The following is a 15,328-nucleotide window of genomic DNA, read 5'->3' on the forward strand; positions in this document are numbered from 1 at the left end:
CTGGGAAACCCTTTCTCAGCCTCTAGTGCCGATGTCTCTTGACCTCGCGGCCTGACCGGAGCCAACGTTACATGCTCGGAGCGCGCTGCTCGCCAATTTCCACCACATTCGCGACACGACCGGCGATGAAAAATTGATTGTCTGGCATGGGCTTCACGGTCCTGTGCCAATTTTGATCCATATCCGGCCCTGCGGGTCGGGGAAGGCAACACCCGCTGCCCGGCGGGAAGCACCCTGTTGAACAAGGAAGTCAATGCCATGCCGATCAGTCTTGCCGCCGCTGCACAGACCTACCGCGAAGCCGCGCGCGATGCGGTGCGCCGCCATTCGACCTTCCACCTGGTACAGGCGGCGCTGCTGGTCGTCGCGGGGATCGTCGCCATCGTCTTCCCGGCCTTTTCTTCGGCTGCTGCCGTCGTGGTGTTCGGCTGGCTGCTGATCGCCAGCGGCATCATTCAGGCCATCGGCCTGATCAGCGCACGCCATGCGCCGAACTTCTGGCTGCAGATCATCTCGGCCATACTTGGTGTGTTGCTGGGCATTCTGCTCTTGCGCAACATCGCGCAGGGGATGCTGCTGCTGTCGCTTCTGCTGATCATCTTCTTCATGATCGAGGGGATGTCGAAGGTTGTCTTCGCATTGACGATCCGTCCCTTGCCCAACTGGCTTTGGGTTTTTGCCAGCGGGGTGCTCTCGGTCGTGCTGTCGCTTGTGCTTTTTGCCGCGATGCCGGTCACTGCGCTGTGGCTGATCGGGCTGATGCTGGGGCTCGACCTCATCGCCATTGGCGCGGCCCTTGGTGCGATGGCGTGGAGGCTTCGCGGGCAAGCGGTGCCCGCCGCCTGATCCCCTAGGGCGCCCGGCTTCGGGCGCCATTTTCTTGCAATGAATTGACTGAAAGGCGCCGAAATGGCCAGCAACCCGAAATCGCAGACGCGAAAAACCCTTCCCATCGACCTCGCCTTGCAGGGGGGCGGTTCGCATGGGGCGTTTACATGGGGCGTTCTGGACCGCATCCTCGAGGAAGACTGGTTCGAGATCGATGGCATTTCCGGCACCTCGGCCGGCGCCATGAACGCGGCAATCCTGGCGGCCGGCATGGCCACCGGCGGGCGGCAGACCGCGCGTGAGATGCTGACCGCCTTCTGGCGCCGGACGGCCGATGCCGCGCGCTTCAGCCCGTTCAAGCGCGGGCCGCTGGAGGTCCTGACGGGCAAATGGACGCTGGACAACTCGCCCGCCTTCATCGCCATGGATCTGATGGCGCGGCTGATCTCGCCTTATTCGCTGGGTGGGGCGGCAGGGAACCCGCTGCGCGACATCCTGACAGACCTGATCGATTTCGACGCGCTGGCGACCGGGCCGGTCAAGCTGTTCATCACGGCAACCAATGTGCACACCGGGCAAGGCAGGGTGTTCCGCAAGCATGAGGTGACGGCCGATGTGCTGCTCGCCTCGGCCTGCCTGCCATCGATGTTCCAGGCCATCGAGATCGACGGCGTGCCCTATTGGGACGGCGGCTATGCGGGCAACCCGACGATGACGCCGCTCGTGCGTGAATGTGAAAGCCTCGATACCGTTCTGGTGCAGATCAACCCGGTCGAGCGGCGCGAGACGCCGCGCACCGCGCGCGAGATCGCAAGCCGCCTGAACGAGATCTCTTTCAACGCCCAGCTACTGAAAGAGTTGCGGATGATGGCGCTGCTGCGCCGTGTCATCGACCCCGGCAATGGCGAGGCGCGGTACTGGAAAGAGATGCGCCTGCATCGCATCACCTCGGACATCATGGTGGACCTTGGACATTCCTCGAAGCTGAATGCCGAATGGGACTTCCTGAAGATGCTCTTCGACGAAGGGCGCCGCGCCGCCGAGGATTTCGGCCGCACCCATATTCAGGACATCGGGGTGCGTTCGACCTTCGATATCGACGCGCTGGCGGACGAGCTCTGACATGCTGGGTCTGCTGGGTATTCTGTTGGGCCTTGCCCTGATCATGGTGCTTGCGTTCCGCAGTTGGACAATCCTGCTGCTGGCGCCTTTGGCTGCTGCGGTGGCGGCGCTTTTTTCCGGTCAGCCGATGCTGGCGCACTGGACGCAGACCTTCATGCCTGCGGCGGCGGGGTTTGTGGCGCAGTTCTTTCCGCTTTTCCTGCTGGGCGCATTGTTCGGCAAGCTGATGGACGACAGCGGATCGGTTTCAGCGATCGCCGATTACATGACGCGCCGGCTCGGCCCCTCGCGGGCGATCCTTGCCGTGGTGGCTGCGGGCGCGATGGTCACCTATGGCGGTGTCAGCCTGTTTGTGGCGTTCTTCGTTCTGGCGCCAATGGGGCAGGCGCTGTTCAAGGCGGGAAGCGTGCCGCGCAGGCTGCTTCCGGCGGCACTCGCGCTTGGAACCTCGACCTTCACCATGTCGGCCATGCCGGGAACGCCTGCGATCCAGAACGCGATTCCGATGCCGTTCTTTGGTACCACCCCCTTTGCCGCACCTGGGCTTGGCATCATAGCCAGCATCATCATGGCGGCCATCGGCCTGGGCTGGCTTTCCTTCCGCGAACGTCAGGCCAAGGCGCGGGGCGAGGGTTATGGCGCGGCCGAAAAAGGCTCCGCCGTCTCGCGCGAGCTGGCCAGCACCGCACGCGAGTTTGACCCTGCCGAGATCAGCCGCGCCGGATCCTGGGGCGGGCGGCCACCGATCGGCCTGGCCATTCTGCCGCTGGTTCTGGTTGTCGTGGTCAACCTGATCCTGACGCAGTTCGTGCTGCCCAGCATGGATTTCGATTTCCTCTCGCAGCCCGCATGGGGCGAAACCACCCTGTCGGCTGTCGGCGGGGTCTGGTCGGTGGCGCTTGCGCTTCTGGTCGCCTGCATCGTGCTGGTTGCCATGAACCGGCGCCGCTTTCGCAATCTGCGCGAAAGCATCGACTCGGGCGCGACGGCCGCAGTACTTCCGATCATGAGCGTGGCAAGCCTTGTGGGGTTCGGCGCGGTCGTGGCGGCTCTGCCTGCGTTCGAGATGGTGCGGGACTGGGTTCTGGGCATCGGAGGCGGGCCGCTCGTGTCACTGGCGGTAGCGACGAACATCCTTGCCGCGTTGACCGGATCGGCTTCGGGCGGGATGACCATTGCGCTGCAGGCCCTTGGCCCCACCTTCATGCAGATCGCGTCAGACACAGGGCTGGACCCTGCGCTGATGCACCGGGTGGCCGTGATCGCCTCGGGTACGCTGGACAGCTTGCCGCATAATGGCGCGGTGGTCACGATGCTTGCGGTCTGTGGCTGCACGCATCGCGAAAGCTATCTGGACATCGTCATGGCCGCCATTGTCAGCGCGCTTGTTGCCCTTGTGGCCGTGATCGTGCTTGGCACAGCCTTCGGTTCCTTCTAACCCGATAGGGACAGAGCTTCGGGATCGTCATGACACAGCCCACGCCGACCGCCGCACCACCGGCCCTTTTGAACATCACGCTGGGCGTCATGCTGGCGCTGATGCTGGGGTGGTTCTTCCACATCGCCTCGGGCGTTCTGGTGCCAATGGTGCTGGGGCTGATGATCTCTTATGTGGTCATGGCGGTGGTCGTGTCTCGGAAGTGGTAGAAATTGTCTGGCGGCGTAATCTCCGGGTGAACCAACACCCACCCAACCGGCGGCGGCAACCGCCAGGGAGATCACGCCATGAAGCAGAATACCGATAGCTCGTCCTTTTCGCCGCTGCCCGACGCAGGCGGGTATGATCCGATCGAGGATCGCCTTCGGGCGAATGTCCGGGCCACCATTGAGGCCATGTTCGAAGAGGAACTGGCCGTCTTTCTTGGTCGGCTTCGTTACGGCCGCGGCAATGAGCGGGCCAGGGGCTACCGCCACGGGCACCGCGATCGGCAGCTGACCGGCACATTCGGCACCGAGACGGTGCGGGTTCCTCGTGCTCGGATCGAGAACGAAGCCGGCAAGATCACCGAATGGCGCTCGAAGGCACTGCCCCGCTACAGGCGGCTGACCAAGAAGGCCGAGGCCCTGATCGCGGCGGTCTATCTGGCCGGCACCAATACCCGGCGCGTCAAGCGGGCGCTGTTTGGCTTATTCGAAGGGGCGGTGAGCAAGGACGTGGTCAGCCGCGCCTGGCGCAAGGTGAAGGTCGACTGGGACGCCTGGTCCACCCGCGACCTGACCGGCGAAGAGATCGTGCGGCTCATCCTCGACGGCACCGTCATCAAGACCCGGCTGGACCGCAAGGCCACCAACATCTCGGTGCTGGCGGCGATCGGCATCCGCCGCGACGGACAAAAGGTGCTCCTCTCGATCAGGAACATGGGCGGCGAAAGCACGGCTGCCTGGAGCAGCTTCCTCGCCGACCTGGACGCGCGGGGCCTCAGGCGGCCCGAGCTCGTAATCGTTGACGGCGCCCCCGGCCTTGAAGCCGCGCTCGTGGCGCTCTGGGGCGGGGACCTGCCCATCCAGCGCTGCACGGTTCACAAGCACCGCAACCTGCTTGGCCACGCCCCCAAGCGCCTGCACGACGAGCTGAGCGAAGACTACCGCGACATGATCTATGCCGATACGGCCGCCGAGATCGAGACGCGCCGCAAGGCCTTCCTCCGCAAGTGGAAGCTCAAGTGCCGGGCCGTGGCCGATAGCCTCGAGGAGGCCGGCGATCGCCTCTTCAGCTTCACCCGCCTCGATCCGTCGCAATGGAAATCCGCACGGACCACCAACGCCATTGAGCGTCTGAACGAGGAGTTCCGCCGCCGCATCAAGACCCACACCGTGCTGCCCTGCGCCGAGACCGTGCCGATGCTGCTCTGGGCGCTCTTGGCGTCAGGGCAGATCCAGATGCGGAAGGTTGACGGCTGGGAAACTCTTTCTCAGCCGCTCGAGCCGATGTCCCTTGACCTCGCGGCCTGACTGGAGCCATCGTTACATGCCCGGAGCCCGCTGCTCGGCAATTTCCACCACATTCGCGACACGACCCTAGGCGCCCTAGGCGCAGCGCGCCCATGATTGCCGACTTCTGCAGCCACTCCTGGTCGCCTTGGGCGGCATGCGCAACGTATTCGTTCTTGATTGCCTGAGTGTCGTAGGCGGTGAGTGCGGCAAAGATGAGGACGCCGATGATCGAGATCGCGAACATCATCGCCGGCGACTGCAGGAAGATGTTGATGACCATGGCCACGATCAGACCGATCACACCCATCATCAGGAACGTGCCGAGACCGGACAGATCCTTTTTGGTCGTGTAGCCGTAAAGGCTGAGCCCGGCGAAGGCGACGGCGGTCACAAAGAAGGTCTGCGCGATTGAGACGCCGGTGAAGACGGCGAAAATCCAGCTGATCGACAGGCCCATGACCGCGGCAAAGCTGTAGAACACCAGCTGGGCGGTCGCGGCCGACATCCGGTTGATCATGCCGGCAAAAGCAAACACTATGATCAGCGGCGCGAACATCACCGCCCAGCCGCGGGCACGGTCCCTCTGCTTGCGACCATCCTGTCGAAAGAGGCTGAATGGATCAGCCGGAGAGCGAGGTCATCCCCAAACCATAAAGCATAAGGCCGAGAAGGGCGGACCCGCCCAGCACGATCGTCATGCCGAGTTTCAGCCGAAACACCGCGAAGAGCGCGAGTGCAGACAGTGCGGCTGCGGCCCAGTCGATCGAACCAAGGACCGGAAGCTCGAGCGAGAGCGGCCCCGCCTCGATCCGGCGCACTTCGATCCAGACGACGTGGATCGCGAACCAGATTGCGAGATTGAGGATCACGCCCACGACCGACGCCGTCACCGCCGTCAGCGCGGCCGAGAGGGACCGGTTCGAACGCAGCCCCTCCATGTAGGGCGCGCCGAGGAAGATGAAGGCAAAGCAGGGCGCGAAAGTGACCCAGGTCGCAAGAAGGCCGCCGAAAGTGCCGGCGAGGAGCGCATTGTCCCACCCGGCCTCGCGGAAGGCGCCGAGGAAACCGACGAACTGGAGCACCATGATCAGCGGCCCTGGCGTAGTCTCGGCCATCCCGAGGCCGTCGAGCATCTCGCCGGGCTCGAGCCAGCCGTAGGTACCGACGGCCTCCTGCGCCACATAGGCCAGCACGGCATAGGCGCCGCCGAAGGTGACCACCGCCATCTTGGAGAAAAAGGTGGCTATGTCGGCGAAGACATTGCCCGGCCCCAGGGCCAGCACCAGCACCACCACAGGCGCGAGCCAGAGCGCCAGCGCGACCCCGCCCGCCACGAGCGCGCCGCGCCGCGCCGAAGCCGGCATCTCAGCCATTTTTGGGCCAAGGAGCGTCTCGGCATCGTCGACATGGGTGCCGCCGACCGACCCGTGGCCACCACCAGGAGCAAACGCCTGCAGCCCGGCGCGCGCCCCGAGAAACCCGATGAGGGCGGCGGCGAGCACGATCAGCGGGAACGGGGCGCCGAAGGCAAAGATCGCGACAAAGGACAGCGCGGCGATCAAGCGCATCGCGTCGTTCTTCAAGGCTCGCCGGCCGACGCGAAAGACCGCCTGCAGCACGATGGCGAGCACCGCGGCCTTGAGCCCAAAGAAGAGTGCGGCAATGAAGCCGACATTGCCGAAGATCACGTAGACCCAGCTCAGCGCCATAATGGCGATGACGCCGGGGAGGACGAACAGGACCCCGGCGATCACGCCGCCCCAGGTCCGGTGCAGGAGCCAGCCGATATACACGGCGAGCTGCTGCGCCTCAGGCCCCGGCAACAGCATGCAGAAGTTGAGCGCATGCAGGAACCGGCCATCGCCGAGCCAGCGCTTTTCCTCGACGAGGATGCGGTGCATCACTGCGATCTGTCCGGCCGGTCCGCCGAAGGACAGCAGAGCCACGCGCGCCCAGACCCGCGTAGCTTCGGCGAGCGTCGGATACTCCTGCGCGGGCGCTCCGCTCCGCGGTGTGGCCAATGTCGCGTCCGTCATCGCACACCTCCCGGCCGGTTGGTCGGCCAGTTGTGCGTCTCGTCTGTGGCGTCGCGCGCCCACCGATAGAACGCGTCGTAGAGCGCCATGCCGGCATCGAGCTGCTCGAGGTCGTCGGCGTACATCCGGGAGAGTCCTAGGGAGGCGGCCAGAAGCCCTGCAGCCTCAGGCGCAAGGTCGAGACGCGCCGTGTCCGCCCCGCGAACGATGGAAGCCAGCCGGTCGAGCGCCGGGATCGAGAGCCCGAACTCCGCCAGCATCGTGTCGAAGGTGCAAAGCTCGCCGCGATGGCTCCAGAAGACCTTCTCTATGTCGTAGGGCATCGCCCCGAACAGCTCTGCCACGCCGACGACTTCCGCGGGCGCAACGTAGAGGAAGGTCGCGCGTGGGTCGACGAAGCGGCGGATCAGCCAAGGGCAGGCGATCCGGTCGATCTTGGGCCGGGAGCGCGTCACCCAAACCGTCCGGCCATCGGCGTCGCGTGCGGAGAGCTTGCCGGGATCGACGAGTGGAAGTCCCGCCGCGACCCACGCAGCCTGTCCGCCCTCCAGATACTCGGCTGGTATCCGCGCACTCCGGAGCACGGCGGCGACACCCTGACTGCGTCTGTGACCTTCGGCGCAGATGACGACAACCGGGCCGTCAAGCCTCGCCGTGAGGCGCGCCAAAGCATCGGAGGTGATCTCAGCCTCGCTGAGTGGCCGGGCAGCGGGAACGAGACGCGGCTCGGCGGCGCGGGCGGCTTCGGCGCGGACATCGAGCAGGATCGGGCAGCGGGGCGTGCCAATCAGCTTGGCGAGCTTGTCGGCAGGGATGGCGTCGGGCGCAGGCATCTGCGTTCCTCCTTGGAAACAAGGTTGAGGTGGAACGCGAGCTTCGGCTGTCGCCTCGTGGGGAGATCGCGGATCCCCATAGGAGAAGAATTTCGCAAGACGGGTGCGCTGTCAATTCCCGCCGCACCGGCCAAGTCGGACAGCGGGCCACCCACAACTGTCACCGATGGCCGATGCGGGTTAGATTGCCCTATGCTTTCAGAGAGCCTGGGGATTCTTTTCAGCCTGTGGGGATGGCTCGTCTCGGTTCAACGCGAGATCTCGGCCGAGCTCGCCCTCATGCTCCGCGCTTTCGCCGAGACCCGGGACTGGTCGGCATTGGCGGGCTTCCTGCCCTTCGGCATTGCATTCGGGGCGGCGCATGCCCTCACGCCCGGACACTCGAAGACCGTGCTGTCCCTGTTCGTTGCCGGAAGCGGCGCCAGCCTGTCGAGGGGCATCGGGACCGCTGTCATTCTCTCGGCCACGCATATCGCGATCTCCGTCCTCGTGGTCATTCTCGCCTTGCCGGTGGTTTCGCTGGCCTTTGGCGAAGTCGGACGAGCTCGGGTCCTGGAAGATCTGAGTCGAGGCCTGATCGGATTGATCGGCCTCTGGCTTCTCATCGCCGCCATCCGGGGACACGCTGCTCATGGCCATCGCGAGGGCGCGGCGTTCGGGGTGGTGGCCGGGTTGATCCCATGTCCACTGACCCTGTTCGTGATGACCTTCGCGAGTGCTCGAGGCGTTCCGGAAGCCGGGTTGGCTTTCGCGTCCATGATGCTGATCGGCGTTGCCGCCGTGCTGGCGAGCGTGGCGGCACTGGCAGTGGCCGCAAGAGCCGGTCATGGCGGCGCGCTCGCGCGCTTCACTCCGACCTTGGGTTGGCTTGCTCTCCTGGCGCTCGGAGCAACGGGGGCGGTTCTGATGCTGATCGCCCTCATGCAGTTGGGGCGCTCGTGATGAGGGCGCCGGGAGATCGGGTCAGCAGGCGCGATTCTGTGCACGCAGAACCGCATAGTCAGTCAGCATGATGGCGATCGCAGCCCCCTTGGGGAGTTGCGCCACCTCGTTTGACGCGCGGGCCTGAAACTCTCGGCTGTACTCCACCACCGGCGGACAAGCCGACACGCGACCTGATTCAGAACTCACCGTCGCGCAGCCGCTCAGCAAGCTCGTGGTGATCGCGAGGACGGCGAGCCGCCGCTTCCAGCATCCGGCGTTGGACATCATTGGCCTTCTCCGTGGTCACAAGGCGTTCGGCGAGGCGTCCCGCGCGCTCGCCGGACCGCCGAAGCGAAAGCAGGAACAGGAGCACGGCGAGCACGATCGCGCCGTAGCTCAAGGCAGTCCGCATCCATGGGCTGGCGGCGAACCCAGCGAGGAGCGCGATCACCGCCGCCCCCTGCGCCAGTCATCGAGACGCGCGTAGATCGTGACCGCGATGCCGCCGAGAGCCACCGCGATGAACACCCAGCGCAGCGTATCGAGATACGGGACCAGCGGAAGGATCGCGATCTGCGTTTCGGCCAGGGCGCTCTGCGCTACCTCGACGCCCGCCGCGCCCAGCGTCGCCACTCCGGCCGCGCCACCCCCCTTCATGGTGCGGCTGTCGGCGAGCACCTCGCGCGCGGGCGGCGTCTCCGCCGCGAAGGCAGTCGCCCGGGCCGGGAACCGCTCGCCCCACTGACGCGCAGGTCCGAGATCGACATGAATGAAACCCGAGCGCGGATAGAAACCGAAGCCGAGGAACCCGACCTCCCGTGCCGCTGCCTCGAACGCCGCAGGATCGTGGTTCGCCATGGCGATGTCGAAAGCCGTGCCGTCGAGGTGTTTGGAGCGGGTTGCGCCACCGACGGCGCGGTTGTGTTCCGGGCTACGATAGGCGGAACGCACAATCAGCGGCTTGCCGAGCCGATCACGGAGCGCCTGCAGCTTGTCGAGAGCGGGCTCGTTGATCAGCAGCTTGCCGGTGCCCCGGCAGGCGATCTCTGCAGGCGAGAAGTTCGGCCAGCGCCAGGTACGCTCGGGCACGTTGCGCCAATGGCCGTGGAATGTCGTTGTCATGGGGTCCTCCAAAAACAAGTTTCCGGCCCCTCGCAGGGCTCGGTGCGTTCGCCGTTCGGGAAGGTCCACTGGACCTTCCCGTCTGCCTGTCAGGCAGACCACTGCTCACCCCGCCACGAGGGCGGGTGCGGTTGGGCTGATGAACAGGGATGGCGAGCGGCTACGGGCTGCCGCCGAAGATCTTCAGCTTGATGGCGATCCCCGCCAGCAGCGCCAGCATGACGCCGGTGGTGATCATGCGGACGGCGGTCTGCATGGCGGTGCGGCGCACCAGCCGGATGCAGTCTACCAGGGAGCGCAGATCGCGGATGTCGAGCGCGGCCTCGTCGCCATCGAGGCCGACATCGGCGAGCGCGCGCTTCGCGCCTTCCTCCGCCGCCCGCGTCAGGATCGCCTCGAACTCGGCGTCGGGCATGCGCACGAAGCCCTCGGATCGGGGTGGGTTCATCGGTTCCTCCCTCCGCCGCTCAGCCGATCTTGCAGCCCCAGAAGGACGTGTGATCGGCGGCGAAATAGCCGTCCGCGACCCGGAAATACCCCTGCAGCTCGACGGTATCGCCCGCGGTCAGCGGGACCATCGTCTGCAGCCAGATGGCGGTGGCGAGCGAGACATGGGTGGCAGAGATTTCGCCGAGGGAGCCGCGGATTTCGGTCGTGCCGTTCAGCACCAGCCGCCCGCGCATGCGGGCCGTGGCGCTGGCGTTGATCTTGTAGAGCAGCGTCGCGCCGAAAAGGTAGGTGCCGTCGACCGGAGCCACGAAATGGTTGTTCGCGGCGTCGAACGCCCCCTGATCGTTGGTGTCGGTGTTGTTGAGGCCGATCTTCGTCCAGGTCCCGACGCCGACGTAGTTGTCGTAGTTCGTGTACGCCTTGAACCGCGGCAGCCGGGGCTGATCGACGATGCCGTTCGCGTTGTCGACGCTCAGCCCGTCGAAGAAAGTGCTGCCGTCGGCCGAGACCGCGAGGCGGAACCTGTCCGAGCCGAAGAGCCCCACAAGCGCCTTGGTGACGAAGCCGGTCTGGAGCGTCAGCCCGAGATCGTCGCCCGCCGCCTCCTTGTTCATGGTGTAGAACAGATCGCCGGTGCCACCCTCGGCGACGGTCTTCGCCGTCCAGAGCGCGGCGTTCAGCTTGGCCGAGAACGGGTTCGACCCATCCGCCGTGGTGCCGAGCCCCAGGAGTGCCATGTTCTGCAGCGCCGCCGGTGTGGTGCCGATCCAACTCGCGCCGTCATAGACCAGCAGCAGGCCCTCGCCTTCGACCCACGCGCGCCAGCCGGACCTCGGTGGCAGACGCATCCACGCCCCATCCGTCCAGAGCGCCACGTTCAGGTCCCAGCCCGCCCAGTCGCCCGTCGCGGCCGAGCCGACGATGTAACGGTCGCCATCGGCGGGACTTCCTGGCGGCAAGGTCAGGTCACGGGCGAGGACGGAGAGCTGGACGAGCCCGTCGAGCAGCCGCAGCGCCTCGTTGTGGGTGACGTGCTTCTGGGCCTGCGCCGCCAGGATGTAGGGCAGCAGGAGATGGGTCGTGGCGTCGGACATGGGATGGCCTTCAGAACAAGAGCGTGACGGTCTCGGGCGCGCCCCGCCCGACGAGGGCGGAGAGCTGGAAGATGCGGACGGTGAGGCTCTCGCCGGCGTCGAGTGGCGCGCCCCAATCGGCGGTCTGCTGGGCGGCGGTATAGACGGCGCTGGTGGTGGATGCGCTCAGCACCCGCTTCACGGTTGCGCCGTCAAGCATCTCGACCTCGTAGGCTTCGAGCTCCTCGGCCAGCGGCACCTCAAGCCCGCCCCAGCTGTCGGCCGCGAGCGCGCGGGACCGGCGCGTCCAACGGATGGTCAGATCGCCGGGCATGCGCGGCGTGCGCCATGGCTGCTCGACATGGGCGACCGAGAACGGCCGCAGCCCCACGCCCACTGGAGTGAAGGCCTGCGCCACATAGGTCTCGTCGCTGACCGGACGGCTCGCGGGGCCGATGCGCCAGTTCCACGGGATGCCGAGATCGGCCTCGGCGGTGGGCAGGGACGCGAGGCTGTCGTCCAGCACGACTACGCGCGCGCCTGCGGGCGCCGGATTGCTCATGGCGCTTTCGGTCCCGCGCTGGCCGCGCAGGAGCCGGGTCAGACGATACCGGCGGGGCGCCAGCAGCTCGGCCGCGCCCGCCTGCACGATCTCCCAGACGCCCGACGCGCTCTCGATAGCCAGCGCGTTGGCGCCGCCGAACAGCGTCAGATCGGTGACGCTTTCCAGCGTGCCAGTCAGCAAGTCGACCACAAGCGCATTGCCGAGATCAAAGCGCGAGGTGGGACCTGCGTAGAGGTCCGAGACCAGCGTGCCGATCCGTGCTCGTGTGCCGAAGCTGGTGAGCAGCTCGAACCCATCGGTCGACGGGCTGCGGAACACCGCCATCTCTCCCGGCCAGGGAACGGCGTGCGCGGCGACCAGCGGCCGATGCGCGGGCTGGTCCTCGGTCAGCTGCGGCAGGTCCATCAGCACCGCGTCCGGCACGCCGAACACGACGGCCCGCGTCAGCGAGGCTGCGCGGGGATCGCCGGGCGGCAGGTCGTAGGTTGCGCGGTCCTGGCGCACCGCCTCGATCCCGCGCGCCTCCGCGTCGGCGATGGAGACAAGCCGCAGATCGACCAGCCGCCCGTCATGCTCCAGCCGGACCGCATCGGCCGGATCGAGCGCGAGGCGCGAGGGCGGCAGACGGAACGCCGCCGTCTCGCGCCCGACCCATGCCTCCATCAGCGCGCGGCGGCAGCGGCGTTCGGCCTCCTCGGGCGGCACCGCCATCGGGAAGGATTCGGACGCGATCCGGGTCGTGTCGACCGTGATGCGCCGCGCTTCGACAAGGGCGGCGTCGTAATCCTCGTCGGCGCGGGCGACCTGCCACTTCAGCGCCTGCGGCAGTTCGGTCTCCTGGCCGCGCGTCAGTTCCAGCACGTCGCCCTCACGGGCGGCCACCAGGTCGTCGGGCCCGAGGGTGGCGACGGAGGCACGGCCGCGCATCACGAAGCGGATCACCCCCTCGGTCTCCACAGCGTCGAAGCCGAAGTGGCGCGACAGCGTGGTGATCGAGGCGCGCGGGCTCTCCAGCGCGGTGATGGCATAGCCTTCGACCGCGCCCCAGAGGCCGGTGACGTCGATGCGGGACTCGGGCAGCCCGGCGCGCAGACAGAGGTGCCGGACGAGCGCCGCCAGCGACACCGCGCCGAGCCGCCCGGTCAGCCAGTGGCCGAGCCGCCAGTTCGCCCCGTCCGTCCAGACATCGGTCAGCGCCGGGAAGAACGGGTACGGCCGCGCGTCCCAGGTCCAGGCGGCGCATTCGGGGACATGCACCATGCGGCCGCCGTAGACCGAGGACACCGGGTTGTGCGCGGCCTCGCCCCACCAGAGATACGTCGCCTCCAGATAGGCCCGCTGGATGGCGTCGTCCCGCCAGCCCCGCGAGAAATGCGGCGTGAAGCTCTCCGATGACTTCGGATCGAAGAAGACATTCGGCTGGTTTGTGCCCCGGTCGATGGCGGGGCACCCCAACTCGGTGAACCAGATCGGCTTCGACTGCGGCGCCCACGCCGTCGGCGTTGCGCTCTCCACACCGCCCGGACGGTCGTAATGCGGGTTCGACCACCAGGCGCGCAGATCCTTGTAGCGGAAGACCCACGGCTTGGCCGCCGCCCCATCGGTGATCGGGGTCCGGACCTGCGCGGTGCGATCCGCCGCGCTGGCATAGAACCAGTCGAAGCCTTCGCCGCCCGCGATGTTCCCCTGCAGATAGCCCCGGTCGTAGATCGCGGGCCAGCCCTCGGCCGCGTCGAGATGCTCGAAACCGTCGCGCCAGTCGGAGAGCGGCATGTAGTTGTCGATGCCGACGAAATCGATCTCCGGGTCCGCCCAGAGCGGGTCGAGATGGAAGAATACGTCCCCCGAACCATCGCCCGGCTGGTGCCCGAAATACTCGCTCCAGTCGGCGGCATAGCCGATCTTCGTGCCGGACCCGAGGATCGAGCGCACGTCTGCGAGCAGGTCCCGATAGGCCTGCACTGCCGGATAGGTGCTGGCTCCGGAGCGGATGGTCGTCAGCCCCGGCATCTCGGTCCCGATCAGGAAGGCGTCCACCCCGCCTGCCGCCGCACAGAGATGGGCATAGTGCAGCACCATGCGGCGCAGGCCCCAGTCGCCGGGCGTTCCGGTCCACGAAACCGACTGACCCGAGACGCTGAAGCTTGCGGGTGTGGCCGCGCCAAACAGCGCCGCGACCTGCGTGGTCGCAGTGGCGGTTTTGTCCACCGTCCCCGCGAAACCCGCCGCGGGAGAACAGGTAATCCGCCCCCGCCAGGGGAATACAGGCTGGCCGATCTCGGCGGCGTTGTCGGAATACGGGTTCGGCAGCGTGTTGCCGGGCGGCACGTCCATCAGGATGAACGGGTAGAAGGTGACGCGCAGCCCGCGCGCCTTCATCTCCTCGATCGCCTGCACCACGGCGAAGTCGGACGGCGTGCCGCCATAGACGGGGCGGTCCTGATCGTCGCGGCTGACGAGGAAGGCGCTGGCGCGGCTGACGCCGTTGACCGACCAGCTGGCGGGTGTGGTCGACTTGGCCGACACCTCGACGCCCGGCCGCACCTTGCACGATCCCGCGCGCAGGTCGTCGCCGAACCACGCCACGACGAGGCTCACGCTCTCGACCGCTGGCGCCATGGCCTGCAGCCGGTCCAGCGCCTCCACCATGTCAGTGGAGTCGGCCAGCGCGTTCAGGTTCTCGGGCACCGTCGCGCCGCCATCGGTCTTGCGGATCGCCTGCGTGGCATAGGTGAACTCGCCCGAGGCCGGGATCATGGTGACGGCCTGCGTCAGTCCCTCGGCCGTGTCGGGATCGACGAGCGGCCGGAACACCTCGAAGGACAGCTGCGGCAGGCGGTTGCCGTAGGTCGAGAGCGGCAGGTCCTCGAAGACGACATAGGCGGTGCCGCGATAGGCAGGCGTGCTGGCCGCGCCCATCTTCGCGGCGATGAACGGATCGGCGGTCTGGGTCTCGTCGCCCGGATACCAGCGCCAGGTGACGCCGGAGAGGTCCATCGACTTGCCGTCGGCCCAGATGCGTCCGATGCCGGTGATCGGACCCTCGCAGAGCGCCACGGCGAAGGAGGCGTAGTACAGATACTCGGTCGTCTTGACCTTGCCGCCCCCGCCGCCCTTGCCGCCGCCCTGCGTGGTGGTCTTGGTCTCCTCACGAAAATCGGTCGCCCAAGTGATGTTGCCGCCCATGCGAATGCGCCCGTAGAGCCGCGGGATCACCGCGCCCTCCGTGGCCGAGGTGATGCGCAGCGTGTCGAGCCGCGCGCCTTCGATGCGCTGCGTGGGCGCCAGCGACGAGATGATCCAGCTGTCGACGACCGAGCCGATGCTGGAGCCGATGAACCCGCCGATGGTCGCTGCGCTGACGCCGAGGATCGCGCCGCCGATCGAACCGCCAATGGCGGCGCCGGCCGCGCCGAGAACAAGCGTTGCCATGTGTGGATC

General features: G+C 66.9%; 13 protein-coding genes and 1 pseudogene. 6 read left to right on the forward strand and 8 right to left on the reverse strand.

Annotated elements, in window-relative coordinates; translation table 11 throughout:
- Nucleotides 1-258 precede the first annotated feature (258 nt).
- The 5 genes from EYE42_RS00005 to EYE42_RS00025 all read left to right on the forward strand — a co-directional run bounded on the left by EYE42_RS00005 (nucleotide 259) and on the right by EYE42_RS00025 (nucleotide 4,902).
- The gene (locus EYE42_RS00005; protein ID WP_035715069.1) at nucleotides 259-846 is read left to right on the forward strand and encodes an HdeD family acid-resistance protein; all 588 of its coding nucleotides are present in this window, start codon (nucleotides 259-261) and stop codon (nucleotides 844-846) included.
- Between the two features lie 63 nt (nucleotides 847-909).
- On the forward strand, nucleotides 910-1,950 hold the full coding sequence (locus EYE42_RS00010; RefSeq protein WP_035715050.1) for a patatin-like phospholipase family protein: 1,041 nt from the start codon (nucleotides 910-912) through the stop codon (nucleotides 1,948-1,950).
- Nucleotide 1,951: 1 nt separating this feature from the next.
- A complete protein-coding gene (locus EYE42_RS00015; protein WP_084684278.1) occupies nucleotides 1,952-3,388 on the forward strand; it encodes a GntP family permease in 1,437 nt (478 codons plus the stop codon).
- A gap of 29 nt (nucleotides 3,389-3,417) precedes the next feature.
- Nucleotides 3,418-3,597, forward strand: a complete 180-nt coding sequence (locus tag EYE42_RS00020) for a hypothetical protein (RefSeq protein WP_130989279.1) — start codon at nucleotides 3,418-3,420, stop codon at nucleotides 3,595-3,597.
- A gap of 78 nt (nucleotides 3,598-3,675) precedes the next feature.
- Nucleotides 3,676-4,902, forward strand: coding sequence for an IS256 family transposase (locus tag EYE42_RS00025; RefSeq protein ID WP_130989280.1), 1,227 nt, complete (start codon nucleotides 3,676-3,678; stop codon nucleotides 4,900-4,902).
- A gap of 76 nt (nucleotides 4,903-4,978) precedes the next feature.
- Here the strand turns inward: EYE42_RS00025 and EYE42_RS00030 are convergent.
- The 3 genes and pseudogenes from EYE42_RS00030 to EYE42_RS00040 form a co-directional block, all read right to left on the reverse strand.
- Nucleotides 4,979-5,452 (reverse strand): annotated as a pseudogene (locus tag EYE42_RS00030) (Bax inhibitor-1/YccA family protein); the annotation flags it as partial.
- A 52-nt stretch (nucleotides 5,453-5,504) separates the two neighbouring features.
- Nucleotides 5,505-6,920 carry a chromate efflux transporter gene (chrA, locus tag EYE42_RS00035; RefSeq protein WP_130989281.1) on the reverse strand — a complete coding sequence of 472 codons (1,416 nt, stop codon included), beginning with the start codon at nucleotides 6,918-6,920 and terminating at the stop codon, nucleotides 5,505-5,507.
- Nucleotides 6,917-7,753, reverse strand: a complete 837-nt coding sequence (locus EYE42_RS00040) for a chromate resistance protein ChrB domain-containing protein (protein WP_130989282.1) — start codon at nucleotides 7,751-7,753, stop codon at nucleotides 6,917-6,919. Before EYE42_RS00040 ends, chrA begins: the two co-directional genes overlap by 4 nt.
- A gap of 192 nt (nucleotides 7,754-7,945) precedes the next feature.
- On the opposite strand from EYE42_RS00040, the gene EYE42_RS00045 reads away from it, so the two are divergent.
- Nucleotides 7,946-8,695, forward strand: a complete 750-nt coding sequence (locus tag EYE42_RS00045) for an ABC transporter permease (RefSeq protein WP_130989283.1) — start codon at nucleotides 7,946-7,948, stop codon at nucleotides 8,693-8,695.
- Between the two features lie 178 nt (nucleotides 8,696-8,873).
- Here EYE42_RS00045 and EYE42_RS00055 read toward each other — a convergent pair whose 3' ends face one another.
- The 5 genes from EYE42_RS00055 to EYE42_RS00075 all read right to left on the reverse strand — a co-directional run bounded on the left by EYE42_RS00055 (nucleotide 8,874) and on the right by EYE42_RS00075 (nucleotide 15,319).
- Complete coding sequence (locus EYE42_RS00055; RefSeq protein WP_425466546.1) at nucleotides 8,874-9,128, reverse strand: hypothetical protein; 255 nt, start codon at nucleotides 9,126-9,128, stop codon at nucleotides 8,874-8,876.
- Nucleotides 9,125-9,799, reverse strand: coding sequence for a YcbK family protein (locus tag EYE42_RS00060; protein WP_130989285.1), 675 nt, complete (start codon nucleotides 9,797-9,799; stop codon nucleotides 9,125-9,127). Before EYE42_RS00060 ends, EYE42_RS00055 begins: the two co-directional genes overlap by 4 nt.
- Nucleotides 9,800-9,959: 160 nt before the next feature.
- Nucleotides 9,960-10,247: a DUF6127 family protein gene (locus EYE42_RS00065; protein WP_036708271.1), complete on the reverse strand. Its 288-nt coding sequence runs from the start codon at nucleotides 10,245-10,247 to the stop codon at nucleotides 9,960-9,962.
- A 19-nt stretch (nucleotides 10,248-10,266) separates the two neighbouring features.
- Nucleotides 10,267-11,343: a DUF2793 domain-containing protein gene (locus tag EYE42_RS00070; RefSeq protein ID WP_130989286.1), complete on the reverse strand. Its 1,077-nt coding sequence runs from the start codon at nucleotides 11,341-11,343 to the stop codon at nucleotides 10,267-10,269.
- A 10-nt stretch (nucleotides 11,344-11,353) separates the two neighbouring features.
- The gene (locus EYE42_RS00075; protein WP_130989287.1) at nucleotides 11,354-15,319 is read right to left on the reverse strand and encodes a baseplate multidomain protein megatron; all 3,966 of its coding nucleotides are present in this window, start codon (nucleotides 15,317-15,319) and stop codon (nucleotides 11,354-11,356) included.
- Nucleotides 15,320-15,328: the final 9 nt, after the last annotated feature.

It is taken from the genome of Paracoccus subflavus (genome assembly GCF_004310345.1).
Classification (GTDB): Bacteria; Pseudomonadota; Alphaproteobacteria; order Rhodobacterales; family Rhodobacteraceae; genus Paracoccus; species Paracoccus subflavus.

Excerpts from the sequence above, each read along its gene's own strand:
- EYE42_RS00040 (WP_130989282.1), bottom strand. The coding sequence starts at position 7,753 with ATGCCTGCGCCCGACGCCATCCCTGCCGACAAGCTCGCCAAGCTGATT.
- EYE42_RS00045 (WP_130989283.1), top strand. The coding sequence starts at position 7,946 with ATGCTTTCAGAGAGCCTGGGGATTCTTTTCAGCCTGTGGGGATGGCTC.
- EYE42_RS00015 (WP_084684278.1), top strand. The coding sequence starts at position 1,952 with ATGCTGGGTCTGCTGGGTATTCTGTTGGGCCTTGCCCTGATCATGGTG.
- EYE42_RS00005 (WP_035715069.1), top strand. The coding sequence starts at position 259 with ATGCCGATCAGTCTTGCCGCCGCTGCACAGACCTACCGCGAAGCCGCG.
- EYE42_RS00025 (WP_130989280.1), top strand. The coding sequence starts at position 3,676 with ATGAAGCAGAATACCGATAGCTCGTCCTTTTCGCCGCTGCCCGACGCA.
- EYE42_RS00070 (WP_130989286.1), bottom strand. The coding sequence starts at position 11,343 with ATGTCCGACGCCACGACCCATCTCCTGCTGCCCTACATCCTGGCGGCG.
- EYE42_RS00060 (WP_130989285.1), bottom strand. The coding sequence starts at position 9,799 with ATGACAACGACATTCCACGGCCATTGGCGCAACGTGCCCGAGCGTACC.
- EYE42_RS00020 (WP_130989279.1), top strand. The coding sequence starts at position 3,418 with ATGACACAGCCCACGCCGACCGCCGCACCACCGGCCCTTTTGAACATC.
- EYE42_RS00075 (WP_130989287.1), bottom strand. The coding sequence starts at position 15,319 with ATGGCAACGCTTGTTCTCGGCGCGGCCGGCGCCGCCATTGGCGGTTCG.
- chrA (WP_130989281.1), bottom strand. The coding sequence starts at position 6,920 with ATGACGGACGCGACATTGGCCACACCGCGGAGCGGAGCGCCCGCGCAG.
- EYE42_RS00065 (WP_036708271.1), bottom strand. The coding sequence starts at position 10,247 with ATGAACCCACCCCGATCCGAGGGCTTCGTGCGCATGCCCGACGCCGAG.
- EYE42_RS00010 (WP_035715050.1), top strand. The coding sequence starts at position 910 with ATGGCCAGCAACCCGAAATCGCAGACGCGAAAAACCCTTCCCATCGAC.